This window comes from Streptomyces tubbatahanensis (assembly GCF_022699385.1).
Classification (GTDB): domain Bacteria; phylum Actinomycetota; class Actinomycetes; order Streptomycetales; family Streptomycetaceae; genus Streptomyces; species Streptomyces diacarni.
Genome location: NZ_CP093846.1, coordinates 6,826,706 through 6,843,178, shown reverse-complemented (window position 1 = coordinate 6,843,178; position 16,473 = coordinate 6,826,706). Strand labels below are relative to the sequence as shown.

Sequence of the window (16,473 nt, the reverse complement as noted above, 5' to 3'; positions counted from 1 at the left end):
GCTGCATGGGAACCACACGGCGGACATCGCCGCAGCACGCGGGCACGGCAGCGGGGACGACGGCAGGCCCGGCAGCGGGCACGGAGGACACGGAGGGCTCAGCGGAGCCCGGGGAAAGCCCGCAGGAGGGCGGCAACGCGCAGGAGGGCGGGGGCGCGCAGGTAGCCGGGCGCGCGCAGGAGCAGGCGCAGGCCGCCGCGGCACGGCTGGTCCGGGCCGGGGCCCACGGGATCGCGCTCACCTGGGTGGACAACGCGGGGCTCACCCGCGTCAAGGCCGTACCGGCGAGCCGGCTCGGGCAGGCGCTCACCGCCGGGGTCGGCATGTCGCCCTGCTTCGACGTCTACCTCGTCGACGACTCCATGACGGACAGCCCGCACATCGGCGGCCCCGACGGCGACCTGCGGCTGGTGCCTGATCCCGAGCGGCTGACGGTGCTGGCTGCGCAGCCGGGCTGGGCCTGGGCCCCGGCCGCGCGGTACGAGCAGGACGGCACCCCGTACGCCGGCTGCCAGCGGGGGTTCGCGCGGCGGATGGCCGAACAGGCGCGGGACGAGCACGGGATCGAGCTGCGGATGGGCTTCGAGACGGAGTGGGTGGTCACCCGCGGCCCCTTGCCGGACGCGGCCGGTGAGCCGGCGTATCCGACCACGGGCCCCGCCTACGGCATGGCCCGGCTGGTGGAGACCTCCGACTATCTGCGGGAGGTGCTCGCGGCCCTCACCGCGCAGGGCGTCGAGGTGCTCCAGATCCATCCGGAGTACGCGCCCGGCCAGTTCGAGGTGTCGGTGGCGCCGTCCGATCCGGTGGGCGCGGCGGACCTGGCCGTACTGGTGCGCGAGACGGTGCGCGCGGTCTCCCTGCGGCACGGGCTGACCGCCATGTTCGGCCCCGTGGTGGATCCGGCCGGGGTGGGCAGCGGCGGACACCTGCACCTGAGCCTGTGGCGGGAGGGGCGGAACCTGTGCGCGGGCGGCGAGGGGCCGTTCGGTATGACGCGCTCCTGTGAGGCGTTCCTGGCCGGGGTGTTCCGCGAGCTGCCCGCGCTGCTGGCGCTGGGTGCGCCGACACCGGCCAGCTATCTACGGCTGCGGCCCTCGCGCTGGGCGGGGGCCTACCAGTGCTGGGGGCTGGAGAACCGGGAGGCGGCCCTCCGCTTCGTCGCCGGGACGCGGCGCGCTCCGCACTGCGCCAACGCCGAGGTCAAGTGCGTGGACGCGGCCGCGAACCCGTACCTGCTGGTGGGCGGCGTCCTCGCGGCGGGCCTGGCGGGTCTCGCGGAGCTCACCGGGGACGAAGGGCCCCGGCTGCCGGAGCCGGTGCGCGGCGACCCGGCGCACACCGCGTCGCGGCAGGCACCGCCCCGCCTGCCCGGTTCGCTCGACGAGGCGCTGCGGCACTTCGCCGCGTCCGAGGTCCTGCGCACCGCGCTGGGCGAGCCGCTGTTCGGGGCCGTGCACGCGGTACGCGAGGGCGAGATCGCCCTCTTCGAGGGCGCGAGCGACCAGGCGCTCGCCGCCGCCACCCGGGGGAGGTACTGAATGGCCGCGCCAGGAGGGCGCCCACGCCCTTCGTCCCCGCGGGACGAGCCGCCGGCGTCCGCTCCCTCCCCGCCGTCCCTCCCCTCCTTCCCGTCCTTTCCGCCGCTGCTCGACCAGCACTGTCACGGGGTACTGCGGGCCGGACCCGGCCGTACCTCGTTCGAAGGATATCTGACGGAGGCCCACGTGCCCCGCGGCCCCGACGGCGGTCCTGGCGGCGGCCGGGCATCCCACGCACCCTTCAGCTATTTCGACACGCAGCTGGGCTTCGCCGTACGCCGGTGGTGCGCGCCCGTCCTCGGGCTGGAACCGCACTGCCGCCCGGAGGCCTACCTCGAGCGCCGTGCCGAGCTGGGAACGGGAGAGGTGACGGGGCGGCTGCTGCGGGCCAGCGGTATCTCCGCGTTCCTCGTCGACACGGGGCTGCCAGGGCCCCTGCTCACACCCGGGGAGCTGGCCGAGACGTCGGCAGGGGAGGCGCACGAGATCGTGCGGCTCGAACGACTGGCCGAACGTGCGGCGGACACGGCACGCGACACCCACGCCTTCCTGGGCGAGGTGTCCGAGGGGATCCGCGAGGCCGCGCGGACGGCGCGGGGCTTCAAGTCGGTCGTCGCCTACCGCTGCGGCCTCGATGTGGAGCCCTCGCCCCCGGGTGCCTCCCGGGTCCACGCGTCCGCCGACCGCTGGCTGAGCACGCGGCCTGCGGGCGGCCGGCTGAGCGATCCGGTGCTGGAGCGCCACCTGCTGTGGGCGGCGGTACGCACGGGGCTGCCGCTCCAGTTGCACACCGGCTTCGGCGACCCCGACCTGCGGCTCGACCACTGCGACCCGCTGCTGCTGACCGACTTCATCCGCGCGACCGCGCCCTACGAAACCCCGCTCGTCCTGCTGCACTGCTACCCGTACCACCGCGGCGCGGGATATCTGGCGGCCGTCTTCCCCCACGTCTACGCCGACTTCGGCCTCGCCCTCTCCCACACGGGTGCCCGCGCCCACGCCGTTCTCGCCGAGCTGCTGGAGCTGACCCCGTTCGGGAAGCTCCTGTTCTCCACCGACGCCTACGGTCTCCCCGAGCTGTACCTGGTGGGCGCCCAGCTCTTCCGCGAGGCCATGACGCGGCTGACGTCCGAGTGGGTGGGGCGCGGCGCGTGGTCTGGGAGCGACGCCGAGTCGGTGACGGCGATGATCGCGGGCGGTACCGCGCGCCGGCTGTACGGGCTCTGACGAGGCGGCACCGGCGCCGCCCTGCCCGGGGGCGCGGCCGTGGCGCGGTGGCCCACACGTGGACGCGCAGCGCCCCCTGCCTCGCTGACGCGGCGGGACAGGGGGCGCTCTCCTGCGGGGGGCTCAGCCGGCCTCAGCCGATGTTGACGTCGACGCAGGCGTAGAACGCGTTGTCGGTGTCGGCGACGTTCCAGACCGCCAGGACGGTCTGCCGGCCGGAGAAGCTCCCGAAGTCCACGTCGTGCGAGAGCTGGGAGGGGGGCTGCTCCCCGCCCTGGTCGAACTCGGCGATCTGCTGACCGTCGATGAAGTACTGCCAGGTGGTGGTGCGGTGGGCGGCGGTCAGCTTCCAGTTGAAGGTCGCGGACTTGCCGACGTCGGCGACGTTCCAGCCCTTGTTGTCGTCGCGCAGTTCGGCGTACGACTCGTTGCCGCCCGCGCAGTCCTGGAGCCCCTTGGGGCCCTCGACGCTCTGCGGCTCGTACTTGATGGATCCGCACTCGACGACGCCTTCGGCGCACTGCGCCTGACGGCTGGCGGGGTCGCTGATGTAGCCGTGGGCGCTCGCCGGGGTAGCGGTGAGCCCGAGGGCGAACAGCGGGGAGAGTCCGGCGCCGATGAACGCGGCCAGCTTCCTTTTCTTGTGCATGTCAACTCCTCCGGCGGCGAGGCTGGTACGGCACGACCGTGCCGGCCTCGGTGGGGGGCATCCGATTGGTCTAGACTTTAGTCACTGGCCATGCACCGTCAAGACGTCGCGCACATCCGGAAGTCGGAAGCCTCACTCGCCGCGGGTGAGCACCAGCACCGCCATGTCGTCCTGGCGCTGGCCTCCCGTCCACTCGGTCACCGCCTTGACCAGCGCCTCCGCCAGTTCGTCCGCTTCCCGCAGCCCCGTGCCCCCCAGCCCTCGCGGCACGTCGAAAAAGGCACCGTCCGGATTCCGGGCCTCCGTCACACCGTCGGTGACGAGCACCAGAGAGTCCCGCGGTGCGAGCGGAAACGTCTCCTCCACAGGCGAACCGCGGGAAGGGCCCAGACCAGTGGAAAGCGGCAACTCCGGATGCGTCGGCTCGAGACACACGACCGCCCCGTCGTGCAGCAGGTAGGGCGGCGGATGCCCCCGGTTGAGCACGGTGACCGTGTCACCGCTGGGCGGGATCTGGACCAGCAGCGCGGTGACGAACCCCTCGATGTCGTCCTCGGAGTTCCTGCGCCGCCCGCCCTCCCGGTCCAGGGCGCGATCGAGCCGGTCGGCCAACTCGTGCAGGGTCGGCGCGTGCTCGGCCGCCTCGCGGAAGGCGCCGACCGCGACCGAGACGGCGGAGACGGCTCGCAGCCCCTTGCCCCGCACATCGCCGATCAGCGCCCTGATACCGAACGGCGTCTCCTGGATCGCGTACAGGTCACCCCCGATCGCGGCCCCGGCCTGTGCCGCCACGTAGCGGTCGGCCACGGTCAGCGGCCCCACGTCGGTGGGGGGAGCGGGCAGGACGGCGCGCTGCGCCGCCTCCGCGACGGTCAGCGCCACGGCGAGGTTGTGCCCCTGGCGGTCCACGAGCCATTTGATCCACAGACCGACCAGGCTGACGACCAGCACGGCGGCCACGTCCGTGAAGAGCGCGGAGCTCTCCCGGCCCGTGTACGCGGCGGACGCGGCGGCACCCGCACAGGCGGCGAACCCGAACAGGGCGCTGATCCGGAAGGAGTACACCATGCCCGCCACCATCGAGGTGCAGGCCAGCAGCGGCAGTCCGTAGTACGGCTGGGGCGCGAAGAGGTCCGCCGCCACGCCCCCGAGCAGAAGCAGCGGCGGTGCCACGTACGGCACTCTGACCTGTGCAACCGCGGGGCCGACCACCCAGCTCTCCTCGTCCCTGTCCGTCTGTCGCGTCGCCAGGGCGAGCGCTCCGTCATGCCGATTCTCCCATTTGCGTACATTTCTGCACGCTCATGACGGCCCGCGAGCCGCCGTTCAGGGACGGTGCGCGCCCCGCGGTCGGGAGCCGCCCGGGGTCACAGCAGCGGACGCAGGTGCTCCCAGGCCCAGGACCCCAGGGTGGTCGGCGTCGTGGTCAGCAGGGTGCGGGCGTCCTCGGGCGTGAAGCCGTCGCGCATCCAGGCCGACATCCCCACGACCCCCTCGACCTGCCGGGCTCCGAGCCCCGCGGCCCGCAGTCCGGCGCGCAGTTCGTCGTCCGAGATGCGCTCGGCCCGCACCGGGCGGCCCACGGACTCAGTGAGGATCGCGGCCGCGTCGGGCCAGGTCAGGTCCGCGGGGCCGTGCACTCCCTGAGTGTGCTGCCCCGTCCATCCTGGTGACAGCAGGCGGGCCGCCGCGACGTCCCCGATGTCGCGGGGGTCCACCCACGGCAGCGGATGGTCCAGCGGCAGCGTGGTGCGCAGCACGCCCTCGGTGCGCAGCGCCTCCACCTCGAAGAGCAGGTTGGTGTAGAAGTAGCCGCACCGCAGATGGAGCACGTGCGCTCCGGTCGCGTTCAGCATCTCCTCCGTGCGGCCGAGCCCGTCGATCTCCCCGGCACCCGAGCGTTTCTCGGCGCCGCCGCTGCTGAGGAAGACGGTGCGGCCGATGCCGTTCTCGCGCACCGCGCGCGCCGCGTTGGCGCCCATCCGGGCGTACCCCTCGACCGGGTCCTCGTCATCGGTGGGCGGATCCACCCAGAACAGCGCGTCCGCGCCCTCGGTCGCCCGCACCACGGCTTCGCCGTCGCCCTGGTCGCAGCGGACCACCTCGGCGCGCTCGCGTACCCGCTCGGGCAGCCGGGCGGGGTCCCGCGCCAGCAGGGTGGGGCGCACCCCTGAGTGGAGGAGCAGGCGGACAACACGGGAGCCGACACGTCCGGTGGGTGTGGTCACGACGATTCTCATGGACGCCAGCCAAGACCATCGGGGCGCCGTACGCGAGCGGATACCCGCGCCGGTGCTCGAGCAGGTACCCGCGGCCAGGGGCTGCCGGGTGCGCGCTACCCCCGGCGAGGGGTAGCGCGCACCGCGCCGCTACCGGTACGTGTGACCCACGACACCCGACGGACCACCGTGGAGGCCGCCCGTGCCCGCATCCGTTCCGCAGAGTGCCCCCGCAGCGCAGCGTCAGCCCCGGCCGGACGGCCCCGCACGCAGCTACGCCTCGGGGCCGTCGACCAGTCCGCTGCTGGGCGACACCATCGGGGAGAACCTGGCCCGGGCCGTCGCCGCGCACGGGGACCGGGAGGCGCTGGTCGACGTGGCGGGGGGCCGCCGCTGGACCTACCGCGGCTTCGCCGCCGACGTGGACGCGCTCGCACTCGGCCTGCACGGTCTCGGCGTGCGCAAGGGCGAGCGGGTGGGCATCTGGGCGCCCAACTGCCCGGAGTGGACGCTGACCCAGTACGCCACGGCGAAGCTGGGCGCGATCCTCGTCAACGTGAACCCCGCCTACCGGGTGCACGAGTTGGCGTACGTCCTCCAGCAGGCGGGCGTCCGCACACTGGTGGCCGCCACCGCGCACAAGGGCTCCGACTACGCGGCGATGATCGAACAGGTGCGCCCCGAGTGCCCCGAACTGACCGACGTCGTCCTGATCGGCGGTACGGGCTCCTCGGCGCCGCGGCCGGCGGACGGCGGTACGGGCACCTCGGCACCGCGGCCGGCGGGCGACTGGGCGGATCTGGTCGCCCGGGGCCGGGCGCAGGGGCCCGAGTACGCCCGCCGGACCCTCGACTCCCTCGCCGCCACCCTCTCCTCCGACGACCCCATCAACATCCAGTACACCTCGGGCACCACCGGCTTCCCCAAGGGCGCCACCCTCTCCCACCACAACATCCTCAACAACGGCTACTTCGTCGGCGAACTGTGCGGCTACACGGAAGCCGACCGCATCTGCCTGCCGGTGCCCTTCTACCACTGCTTCGGCATGGTGATGGGCAATCTGGCCGCCACCACCCACGGCGCCTGCATGGTGATCCCGTCCCCCGCCTTCGAGGCGAGGACGACGCTGCGCGCGGTCCAGGAGGAGCGGTGCACCTCCCTGTACGGAGTGCCGACGATGTTCATCGCGCAGCTGGCCGAACCCGACTTCGCCTCCTGGGACCTCGGCAGCCTGCGCACCGGCATCATGGCCGGATCGCCGTGCCCGGTCGAGGTGATGAAGCAGGTCATCGACCGGATGGGGATGGCCGAGGTGTCCATCTGCTACGGCATGACGGAGACCTCCCCCGTCTCCACCCAGACCCGCGCGGACGACTCGCTCCAGCGGCGGGTCTCCACCGTCGGGCGGGTCGGCCCGCACCTGGAGGTGAAGGTCGTCGACCCGGCGACGGGCCGGTGCCTGCCGCGCGGCGAGCCCGGCGAACTGTGCACCCGCGGCTACTCGGTGATGCTCGGATACTGGGAGCAGCCCGAGGCGAGCGCCGCGGTCATCGACGCGGCCCGCTGGATGCACACCGGCGACCTCGCGGTGATGGACGAGGACGGGTACGTCAGCGTGACAGGACGCATCAAGGACATGGTCATCCGCGGCGGGGAGAACATCTATCCGCGCGAGATAGAGGAGTTCCTCCACACCCACCCGGACGTTCTCGACGCACAGGTCGTCGGCGTGCCGGACGAGCGCTACGGTGAGGAGCTGATGGCGTGGATACGGATGCGGGAGGGCGCGGCGGCCCTGACGGCCGACGGCGTACGGGAATTCTGTTCGGGGAAGCTGGCCCACTACAAGATCCCGCGCCACGTGCACGTCGTCGACGCGTTCCCGATGACCGTCACCGGCAAGATACGCAAGGTGGAGATGCGCGAGAAGTCGACCGAGCTGCTGGCGTCCGGCCCCGGCGCGGCGGCGCCGGACGCGGCAGGCGAGGAAGATCAGCGGAAACCGAAGTGATCACCGTTCCGTAGCCCAGGAGTCGAGGTTGCCTTCCCCCGACCGTTCCCCCTCCCGCTCCCGCACGCCCGGCGGAACACCGGGCGTGCGGCCGCTGCTGCGCCCCCACGACGCCGACGCCTTCCGGCACGCGCTGCGCCTGGCCAGACAACGCACCGGCGTGCGCTGCGTCTTCGGCGGCGAGGTGGGGGACGGCACGCTGCGGCTCACCGAGTTCACCGGCACCCTGACCGACTCCATGAGCGGACTGCGCGTCGGGGCAGGGCGGGGGCTGGGCGGCTACGTACTGACCCACCAACGCCCTCTCGCGGTCAACGACTACGTCCCGGCCACCAGCATCACCCACGACTACGACAATCCGGTGCGCCAGGAAGGCATCCGCGCCATCGTCGCCGCGCCCGTCACGGTGCGCAGCGGCGTACGCGGCGTGCTCTACGCGGCCGTCCGCGACGCCGCGCCACTGGGCGAACGGGCCACCGCCGCGCTGATGGACACCGCGCGGCGGCTCGCGGGTGAGCTGGCCGTACGGGACGAGGTCGACCGGCGCGTCCGTCTGCTGGAAGCCGCCGCCGAGGTCCCGTCCCAGGCCCCGCCGTCCCCCGGTCTTGACGCGCTGCGCGACCTGCACGCCGAACTGCGCGGCATCGCGCACGAGATCGAGGACACCGCGCTGCGAGACCGGCTCCGCCACGCCTGTGACCGCTTCCTGCGCGCCGAGACCAGCCCGGAGGGCGGCCAGGCCGACGCGAGCCCCGCGGGCCGTCCGCGCCTGTCGGCCCGCGAACTCGACGTCCTCTCCTACGTCGCCCTCGGCTGCACCAACGCCGAGGCCGCCCAGTACCTCTGCCTGGAGCCGGAGACCGTCAAGGCCTACCTGCGCAGCGCCACCCGCAAGCTGGGCGTCCACAGCCGCCACCACGCGGTGGCGGCGGCCCGCCGCCACGGCCTGCTGCCCTGAACGGGCTGGACTCGGCTCGACCCGCCCCGAAACGGCTCGACTCGGCCCGCGACGACGGCGTCCCGCGGGCGCCGACGCGTCGGGGCCGGGTGAGAAATCGATTTCAGCCCGAGTAGGGTTCACCCGTAGGGTGACGGGGCCGAGGCCGGAAGCGAGGGAGACGGGTGGCAACCATCAGTGATGTGGCGCGTGCCGCCGGGGTGTCGCCCGCCACCGTCTCGCGTGTCTTCAACGGAGGCCGGGTCACGGCCGAACGCGCCCAGCGCGTCCGCGAGGCGGCCGACACGCTCGGCTTCTCCCCCAACCGGGTCGCCCGCTCCCTGCGCACCCAGCGCGCCAGCGTCATCGGGCTGCTCATCCCCGACATCGCCAACCCCTTCTTCACCGCGCTCGCCCGTGGGGTGGAGGACGCCGCCCAGCGCACGAACCTCTCGGTCGTCCTGTGCAACACCGACGAGGACGTGGACAAGGAACGCCGCTACCTGGATGTGGCACTCGCCGAACACATGGCGGGGCTCGTGGTGGCGGCCGCCTCCCGCAGGCGCACCGACCTGTCGGCGGCGGCCCAGCGGGGCATGCCCGTCGTCGCGGTGGACCGCCGCCCCCGCGCGGCCGACGTCGACGCGGTGATGGTCGACAACCAGCACGGTGCCGAGGACGCGACCGCACACCTGATCGAGCGCGGCTACCGGCGCATCGCCTGCGTGACGGGGCCGGCAGGCGCCTCCACCTCGGAGGACCGCCTCGCCGGCTACCGCGCCGCGCTGCGCGACGCGGACGTCCCCGACGACTGGATCCGCGCCCACACCCGGCACGCCGACTTCCGCGTGGAGGGTGGCTACACGGCGATGAAGGAGCTGCTGGCACTCGACGTGCCGCCGGACGCCGTGTTCGTGGCCAACAACCTGATGACGGTCGGCGCACTGCGGGCGCTGCGCGAGGCCGGCGTCGCGCCGCCCGGCTTCGGCATCCTCTCCTTCGGCGACGTGCCGTGGGCCTCGCTCGTGCACCCGTCGCTGAGCACCGTCCACCTGCCGGCCTACGACCTCGGCGAGGCCGCCGCGGCCCTGTTGCAGGAGCGCATCGCGGGATCGGCCAAACCGCTGCAGACCGTCGTGCTGCGCACCTCGCTGGAACCGAGAAACAGCACGGCGGGACCCGGCTGACCCCGATCGGCGGATCGACCTGCGGCCGGTTCTTTCGTTAAGCCCCACATGATCACTGCACGACGACACCCTGATCAGCTTTCCGCACGGCGGCTCCTCGGGCAGGTGAGCGCGCGATGAGCAAGCGCCAGAGGGGACGCAGGCACCGCCAGGTCAACCGCACGCCCCGCCCGGTCGGGCCCGCCGTCCGGGTGACGGCCACCCGTGAGGCCGCCGTCCCGGCGGCGCGCCCCCGGACGCCGGCCGCGGCCCCCACCACCACAGGTGCGCCCCCGGCCGCGGTGCCGGAGCCCGCACGCGCGGGCGACACCGCGCCGGGCCCGCAGGCTGCCCGCCCCCAGGCCACCGTGGCCGGACCCGCGACCCCGCCCGAACGCCGCCTGCCCTCCCCCGAACCGGCGTCCGCACCGGACTGCGACCCGATGGGCGCGGCCCCGTCGGAGTCCGCGACCGTGCCGGCGCCCGCGCACGCGCCCGAATCGCTCGGCGTGCTCTTCCGTACGCCCGCGCGCGACGGCGGGCTGGGGCAGAGCGCGGCCCGCACCTGGCAGGAGGTGAAGGAGGCGGGGGCCGACGGGCTGACCGTCGAGGAGCTGTCCGCCCGGGTCGGCTACCAGAGCCGCACCATCGCCAAGCACCTGCTGGGCCTGGCCGAGCACGGCGTGGTCGAGCAGCACGCCCCCGACCGCTGGCGCCCGGTCTCCCCCCACGCGGACCCGGGCGACGGCCCGCCGGCCGCGGCAGCGCAGGCGGCGACCACGGACCGCGTTCCGCAGCACGCCTGAGGCCGGGGCGCAGCCCTGACCGCCCCGCGGGGCCCGGCGCGGCATCCGGCCGTGCCGGGCCCCGCCGGGCCCGCCCGTCCCCACCGCGTACGCGCACCCCCACCTCTGGAGCCCCCGTGAACGCCCCCGTCGACCCCGGGCACGAGTCCGTGACCGCCCCCGCGCACGACCCCGTCGCCGAGCGCGCTGCCCCGGTCCTCGTCGCCGGTATCGGCAACATCTTTCTGCGTGACGACGGTTTCGGGGTGGAGGTCGTCCAGCGGCTGGCCAAGCGGGCGTTGCCGGCGGGCGTCGAGGCGGTGGACATCGGGGTGCGGGGGGTGCACCTGGCCTACCAGGTTCTCGACGGCTGCGCCGTTCTCGTCCTGGTCGACGCGGTCCACCGGGGCGGCGAGCCGGGGACGGTGCACCTGATCGAGGTCGGCGCTGACGACCGGGTGGCGCCGGAGGGCGTGCCCGTTCTCGACGGACACCACATGTCACCGGACACGGTGCTCGCGCTGCTGGAGACCCTGAGCGAAGCTACCGGCGGCAGCAGGCCGCGGCGCGTGTTCGTCGTCGGCTGCGAGCCGGCCGCGCTGGAGGAGGGCATCGGGCTGAGCGCACCGGTGGCGGCCGCCGTCGACGACGCCTGCGAACTGGTGCTGCGGTTGCTGGACGAGCTGGAGGCGGCCTGCTGACGGCGCATCACACGAGCGGCGCGCGGGAAACCGCCGAACGGCGGACGGCCCGCCCGGGCAGCGGCGTGGCGGCGCGGGGGCGGCTCGGGCCGGCCCTGTAATGGTGCGGGCCGCAGCCCGGTCCCCGTACCGCAGGGAAGTGCCCGATGCACGAGATGTCCATCGCGATGGCAGTGGTCTGCCAGGTCGAGGAGGCGGCGCGCGCGCACGGCGCCGAGGGCGTCGAGACCGTGACGCTGTCGGTGGGCGAGCTCGCGGGCGTGGTCCCCGACGCGCTGCGCTTCTCCTTCTCCCTCGCCTGCGAGGGCACCGTCCTGGCGGGCGCCGAACTGGCCATCGAACAGGTCGCGGGGCGCGCCCGGTGCGAGTCCTGCGGCCGTGAGTGGGCCACGGGTGTGCCGCCGCGGCTGTGCTGCACGCGGTGCGGCGACTCCCGTACCCGGTTGCTGTCCGGCCGCGAGCTGGGCATCGCCACCGTGCGCTGGGCCGAGGGCCCGCAGCGCGCCCGAGCCCTCGAGGAGCTGTGATCCCATGTGCCGCGTCACCGATCTCCAGCAGGCCGTGCTGGCCCGCAACGACAGCCGTGCCGAGCACCTGCGCGCCGAGCTGGCCGCGCGCGGGACGGTCACCGTCAACCTGCTCTCCAGCCCGGGGAGCGGCAAGACGGCGCTGTTGGAGGCCGAGCTGGCCCTGGCCCGCGAGCGCGGGGTCGCCGTGGCCGCGCTGACCGCCGACCTGGCCACCGAGAACGACGCGCGGCGCCTGGCCCGTTCGGGTGTGCCCTGCAAGCAGGTGCTGACCGACGGGCTGTGCCACCTGGAGGCCGACATGCTCGCCGGGCACCTGACCGGCTGGCTGCCTCGGGACACGCGGCTGCTGTTCGTGGAGAACGTGGGAAACCTGGTCTGCCCGGCCTCCTACGACCTGGGCGAGTCGCTGCGCGTGGTGCTGGCCTCCGTCACCGAGGGCGAGGACAAGCCGCTGAAGTACCCCACGGCGTTCGGTACGGCGCAGTTGGTCCTCGTCACCAAGGAGGACATCGCCGAGGCCGTCGGCTTCGAGCGTGAGGCCTTCCTGGCCCACGTGGACCAGGTCAACCCCGGTGTCGAGGTCGTCTTCACCTCGGCGCGGGCCGGGGTCGGCGTCGGTGCGCTGCTGGATCGCGCCGTGGCGGTGGCGGGCGGTGCCGCCGCCCACCGCCCGGTGATGGACCGCCGTACGGCGGCGCACGGGCACGCGCACGAACACCGCCACGCTGACGACCACGGCCCGGATCAGGGGCTGAGCCATCCGCACGCTCCCGCGCATGTCGGGGGCTGAGCGCAGCCGCGTCCTGGTCAGGGGCGTGGTGCAGGGCGTGGGGTTCCGCCCGTACGTGTACGGCCTGGCCGGGCGGCTGGGGCTGGCAGGACACGTCACCAACACGGGCGAGGGCGTGGTGGCCGAGGTGGAGGGCGCCCGCGAGGCGGTGGCGGCCTTCCGGCAGCGGGTGGGGAGCGAGGCGCCACCGCTGGCCCTGGTCGAGTCGGTCACGCACGAGGCGCTGCCGCCGCAGGGGGGCTCCGGGTTCCGTATCGTCGCCTCGCGGCCGGGCGGTACGCCGTCCGCGCTGCCCGCCCTCGTCGCCCCTGACACCGCCACCTGCGAAGCCTGCCTGCGGGAACTGGCCGACCCCGCGGACCGCCGGCACCGCCATCCGTTCGTCACCTGTACCGACTGCGGGCCCCGCTTCACCCTCGTGACCGGACTGCCCTACGACCGCGCCAACACCACCATGGCGCGCTTCGCGATGTGCGAGCGGTGTGCCCGCGAGTACGAGGACCCGGCCGACCGGCGCTTCCACGCCCAGCCGGTCTCCTGCCACGACTGCGGTCCCCGCGTGCGGCTGCTGGTACCCCGGGCGCCGGGCACGGGCGCGGGGTGGTCGCAGGACGGCGGCGAGCCGGTGGCCGAGGCGCGGCGGCTGCTCGCGCGGGGCGCCGTCGTCGCCGTGAAGGGCCTGGGCGGCTACCACCTGGCGTGCGACGCTGCCGACGAGGAGAGCGTGCGGCTGCTGCGCTCGCGCAAGGCGCGCGGGGACAAGCCGTTCGCGGTGATGGCCCGCGACCTCGCGGACGTCGAGGAGTTCGCCGCCGTCGGCCCGCACGAGCGGGCCGTGCTGAGGGGGAACCGCCGCCCCATTGTGCTGCTGCGCAGACGTCTGTCCGGGACGGGGCACGGGCTCGCCGCCGCCGTGGCGCCGGGCAGCCCCGACCTGGGTGTCATGCTCCCCTACACCCCGCTGCACCACCTGCTGCTGGGCCTGCCCGGTGATCCGCCTGGGCCCCGGCTGCTGGTGATGACCAGCGGCAACCTGGGTGGCGAGCCCATCGCCTGGGACGAGGACGAGGCGTGGGAGCGGCTGGCGCCTCTCGCGGACGCCTTCCTCACCCACGACCGCCCGATCCACGTGCCGTGCGACGACTCGGTGGTGCGTGTCGTGGACGGTGAGGTGCTGCCGGTGCGCCGCTCGCGCGGGTACGCGCCGGTGCCGGTGCCGCTCCCCGTCCCCGTACGGCCCGCGCTGGCCGTGGGCGGGGACCTGAAGAACGTCCTGGGCCTGGGCGAGGGGCGGCGCGCGTGGCTGTCGGCCCACATCGGGGACATGGACGATCCGGCCACGCTGGGCGCGTTCGCACGTGCGGGCGAGCACCTGGCGGGTCTCACCGGGGTCGCCCCGCAGCTGCTGGCCGCCGACCCGCACCCCGGCTACCGGTCCACCCGGTGGGCCGAGGGCGCAGCGGGCGACCGGCCGCTGCGCCGGGTCCAGCACCACCACGCGCACGTCGCCTCGGTGATGGCCGAGAACGGGCTGGACGGCTCGTTCCCCGTACTCGGCGTCGCCTTCGACGGCACGGGGTACGGCGACGACGGCGCGGTCTGGGGCGGTGAGTTCCTGCTCGCCGACTACGACCGCTCCCTCCGCTTCGCCCACCTGCGCTACGCGTCGCTGCCCGGAGGTGACGCCGCCGTACGCCACCCCTGGCGGATGGCGCTCGCCCAGCTGTGGGCCGCGGGGCTGGCCTGGGACGCGGACCTGCCGTGCGTGGCGGGCCGCTCCGCGGCTGAGTTGCGGGTGCTGGCGCGGCAGCTGGAGCGCTCCCTGCACTGCGTGCCGACCTCCAGCATGGGACGGCTGTTCGACGCGGTGTCCGCGTTGACGGGCGTGTGCGGGCACGCCGGATACGAGGCGCAGGCGGCCGTCGAACTGGAGGCCGCGGCTGCGGCCTGCTCCGCGCCTGACCCCGGCGCCTACGCGTGCGAGCTGCGCTCCCCCGCCGACGGCGGGCCGCTGCTCGCCGACCCGGGACCACTGCTGGCGGCCGTCGTCGCGGACCTGCGCGCCGGCGTGGGGCGGGAGGTGATGGCGGCGCGCTTCCACGCGGCGGTCACCGCGCTGGTGCTGCGCGCCTGCGCGGTGGCCCGCGAGCGGCACGGGGTGGAGACCGTGGCGCTGACCGGCGGCGTGTTCGCCAACGCACTGCTGTCCGAGGCCTGTGCGCGCGGGCTGCGCGCCGACGGCTTCACGGTCCTGCGCCACACGATCGTCCCGCCCGGCGACGGCGGGCTGGCCCTGGGCCAGCTCCTGGTCGCGGCCCACTGACCCGACCGTCGAACGAGGAGAACGAGCCCATGTGCCTGGCGGTACCCGGCAAGGTCCTGGACATCGAGGAGCGTGACGGCACGCGCATGGCGTCCGTCGACTTCGGTGGCGTGGTCAAGGAGGTGTGCCTCGCCTACCTGCCCGACCTGCGGGTCGGCGAGTACACCATCGTGCACGTCGGATTCGCGTTGCAGCGGCTGGACGAGGAGTCGGCCCGGCAGACCCTGGCGCTCTTCCAGGGGCTGGGGCTGCTGGAGGAGGAGTTCGGCGACGCGTGGCAGGCGGCCGAGGAGGCCCGGCGGGGCGAGGCCGACGCGCGGCGGGGCGAGGGGGCGCGGCGGAACGAGGACGAGCAGCCCGTGCGGAACGGGCAGCAGGAGGTGCGGGCGTGAAGTACATCGACGAGTTCCAGGATCCGCAGCTGGCCCGGCGGCTGCTGGACGACATCCACGCCACCGTCACCCGCCCGTGGGCGCTGATGGAGGTGTGCGGCGGGCAGACCCACTCGATCATCCGGCACGGCATCGACCAATTGCTGCCCGAGGGACTCGAACTGATCCACGGGCCCGGCTGCCCGGTCTGCGTCACCCCGCTGGAACTGATCGACAAGGCGCTGGAGATCGCCTCGCGCCCCGACGTCATCTTCTGCTCGTTCGGCGACATGCTGCGGGTGCCGGGCACCGGGCGGGATCTCTTCCAGGTCAGGTCGGAGGGCGGCGACGTCCGCGTCGTCTACTCGCCGCTGGACGCGCTGCGCATCGCCCGCGAGAACCCGGAGCGCGAGGTGGTCTTCTTCGGCATCGGCTTCGAGACCACCGCTCCGCCCAACGCCATGGCCGTCCACCAGGCGGCCGAGCAGGACGTGCGCAACTTCAGCCTGCTCGTCTCCCACGTGCGGGTGCCGCCCGCCATCGAGGCGATCATGAGCTCCGGGGAGTGCCGGGTGCAGGCGTTCCTCGCCGCGGGGCACGTGTGCAGCGTCATGGGGACGGACGAGTACCCCGCGCTGGCCGACAGGTTCGGGGTGCCCATCGTCGTCACCGGGTTCGAGCCGCTGGACATCCTGGAGGGCGTGCGGCGGGCCGTACGCCAGTTGGAGAGCGGGCGGCACACCGTCGAGAACGCCTATCCGCGCGCGGTGGTCGCGCAGGGCAACACGGCGGCCAGGGCCATGCTGGATCAGGTCTTCGCGCCGTGCGACCGCGGCTGGCGCGGCATCGGCGTCATCCCCGAAAGCGGCTGGCGACTGGCGCCCCGCTACCGCGCCTGGGACGCGGAGTACCGGTTCTCCGTGGACACGATCACCACCAGGGAACCGGCGGCCTGCCGCAGCGGCGAAGTGCTGCAGGGGCTGCTGAAACCGCACGAGTGCGAGGCGTTCGGCACCACCTGCACCCCGCGCACCCCGCTGGGCGCCACGATGGTCTCCAGCGAGGGTGCCTGCGCCGCCTACTACCTCTACCGCCGGCTCGGCGGGACGACGACCGCACCACTGGAGGCGAGCAGCGTTGAATAGCACCGAGACCGCCGAGCCCGCGGCGGGCGCACCCTCCCCCGCTCCCGACTTCTCCGGCTGGACGTGCCCCGCGCCGCT

At 74.1% G+C, this 16,473-nt stretch carries 15 protein-coding genes; 12 read left to right on the top strand and 3 right to left on the bottom strand.

Annotation, left to right across the window (positions count from 1 at the left end):
- Positions 1-5 precede the first annotated feature (5 nt).
- Complete coding sequence (locus tag MMF93_RS29290) at positions 6-1,541, top strand: type I glutamate--ammonia ligase (RefSeq protein ID WP_242756149.1); 1,536 nt, start codon at positions 6-8, stop codon at positions 1,539-1,541.
- A 186-nt stretch (positions 1,542-1,727) separates the two neighbouring features.
- Positions 1,728-2,768: an amidohydrolase family protein gene (locus tag MMF93_RS29285; protein ID WP_242756147.1), complete on the top strand. Its 1,041-nt coding sequence runs from the start codon at positions 1,728-1,730 to the stop codon at positions 2,766-2,768.
- A gap of 133 nt (positions 2,769-2,901) precedes the next feature.
- Here the strand turns inward: MMF93_RS29285 and MMF93_RS29280 are convergent, their stop codons facing one another.
- The 3 genes from MMF93_RS29280 to MMF93_RS29270 all read right to left on the bottom strand — a co-directional run bounded on the left by MMF93_RS29280 (position 2,902) and on the right by MMF93_RS29270 (position 5,657).
- Complete coding sequence (locus tag MMF93_RS29280) at positions 2,902-3,417, bottom strand: lytic polysaccharide monooxygenase auxiliary activity family 9 protein (protein WP_114017985.1); 516 nt, start codon at positions 3,415-3,417, stop codon at positions 2,902-2,904.
- A gap of 132 nt (positions 3,418-3,549) precedes the next feature.
- Positions 3,550-4,590: a PP2C family protein-serine/threonine phosphatase gene (locus MMF93_RS29275; RefSeq protein WP_242756146.1), complete on the bottom strand. Its 1,041-nt coding sequence runs from the start codon at positions 4,588-4,590 to the stop codon at positions 3,550-3,552.
- 194 nt (positions 4,591-4,784) lie between these two features.
- The gene (locus tag MMF93_RS29270) at positions 4,785-5,657 is read right to left on the bottom strand and encodes an NmrA family NAD(P)-binding protein (protein WP_242756144.1); all 873 of its coding nucleotides are present in this window, start codon (positions 5,655-5,657) and stop codon (positions 4,785-4,787) included.
- Positions 5,658-5,838: 181 nt separating this feature from the next.
- Here MMF93_RS29270 and MMF93_RS29265 point away from each other — a divergent pair, with 181 nt between their 5' ends.
- From MMF93_RS29265 to hypD, 10 genes are all read left to right on the top strand, one after another.
- The gene (locus MMF93_RS29265; RefSeq protein WP_423835547.1) at positions 5,839-7,647 is read left to right on the top strand and encodes an AMP-binding protein; all 1,809 of its coding nucleotides are present in this window, start codon (positions 5,839-5,841) and stop codon (positions 7,645-7,647) included.
- Positions 7,648-7,675: 28 nt separating this feature from the next.
- A complete protein-coding gene (locus MMF93_RS29260) occupies positions 7,676-8,605 on the top strand; it encodes a helix-turn-helix transcriptional regulator (protein ID WP_341483314.1) in 930 nt (309 codons plus the stop codon).
- Between the two features lie 164 nt (positions 8,606-8,769).
- Complete coding sequence (locus MMF93_RS29255; protein WP_242756142.1) at positions 8,770-9,771, top strand: LacI family DNA-binding transcriptional regulator; 1,002 nt, start codon at positions 8,770-8,772, stop codon at positions 9,769-9,771.
- Positions 9,772-9,887: 116 nt separating this feature from the next.
- Positions 9,888-10,556, top strand: coding sequence for a hypothetical protein (locus tag MMF93_RS29250; protein WP_242756140.1), 669 nt, complete (start codon positions 9,888-9,890; stop codon positions 10,554-10,556).
- A 149-nt stretch (positions 10,557-10,705) separates the two neighbouring features.
- Complete coding sequence (locus MMF93_RS29245; protein WP_242757842.1) at positions 10,706-11,236, top strand: hydrogenase maturation protease; 531 nt, start codon at positions 10,706-10,708, stop codon at positions 11,234-11,236.
- A gap of 146 nt (positions 11,237-11,382) precedes the next feature.
- The gene (hypA, locus tag MMF93_RS29240) at positions 11,383-11,763 is read left to right on the top strand and encodes a hydrogenase maturation nickel metallochaperone HypA (protein ID WP_242756139.1); all 381 of its coding nucleotides are present in this window, start codon (positions 11,383-11,385) and stop codon (positions 11,761-11,763) included.
- Between the two features lie 4 nt (positions 11,764-11,767).
- Positions 11,768-12,556: a hydrogenase nickel incorporation protein HypB gene (hypB, locus tag MMF93_RS29235; protein ID WP_242756137.1), complete on the top strand. Its 789-nt coding sequence runs from the start codon at positions 11,768-11,770 to the stop codon at positions 12,554-12,556.
- Entirely contained in the window at positions 12,543-14,879 is a 2,337-nt protein-coding gene (hypF, locus tag MMF93_RS29230) for a carbamoyltransferase HypF (protein WP_242756135.1), read from the top strand. Before hypB ends, hypF begins: the two co-directional genes overlap by 14 nt.
- 29 nt (positions 14,880-14,908) lie before the next feature.
- Positions 14,909-15,271 (top strand): HypC/HybG/HupF family hydrogenase formation chaperone, encoded by a 363-nt coding sequence (locus MMF93_RS29225; RefSeq protein WP_242756134.1) that lies wholly within the window; start codon positions 14,909-14,911, stop codon positions 15,269-15,271.
- Positions 15,268-16,395 (top strand): hydrogenase formation protein HypD, encoded by a 1,128-nt coding sequence (gene hypD / locus MMF93_RS29220; RefSeq protein ID WP_242756133.1) that lies wholly within the window; start codon positions 15,268-15,270, stop codon positions 16,393-16,395. The genes MMF93_RS29225 and hypD overlap by 4 nt, the downstream gene beginning before the upstream one ends.
- Positions 16,396-16,473: the final 78 nt, after the last annotated feature.

Bases quoted from the DNA above. Each gene is read 5' to 3' on its own strand.
- MMF93_RS29290 (WP_242756149.1), top strand. From the start codon at position 6: ATGGGAACCACACGGCGGACATCGCCGCAGCACGCGGGCACGGCAGCG.
- MMF93_RS29280 (WP_114017985.1), bottom strand. From the start codon at position 3,417: ATGCACAAGAAAAGGAAGCTGGCCGCGTTCATCGGCGCCGGACTCTCC.
- MMF93_RS29270 (WP_242756144.1), bottom strand. From the start codon at position 5,657: ATGAGAATCGTCGTGACCACACCCACCGGACGTGTCGGCTCCCGTGTT.
- MMF93_RS29250 (WP_242756140.1), top strand. From the start codon at position 9,888: ATGAGCAAGCGCCAGAGGGGACGCAGGCACCGCCAGGTCAACCGCACG.
- hypA (WP_242756139.1), top strand. From the start codon at position 11,383: ATGCACGAGATGTCCATCGCGATGGCAGTGGTCTGCCAGGTCGAGGAG.
- hypB (WP_242756137.1), top strand. From the start codon at position 11,768: ATGTGCCGCGTCACCGATCTCCAGCAGGCCGTGCTGGCCCGCAACGAC.
- hypF (WP_242756135.1), top strand. From the start codon at position 12,543: ATGTCGGGGGCTGAGCGCAGCCGCGTCCTGGTCAGGGGCGTGGTGCAG.
- MMF93_RS29225 (WP_242756134.1), top strand. From the start codon at position 14,909: ATGTGCCTGGCGGTACCCGGCAAGGTCCTGGACATCGAGGAGCGTGAC.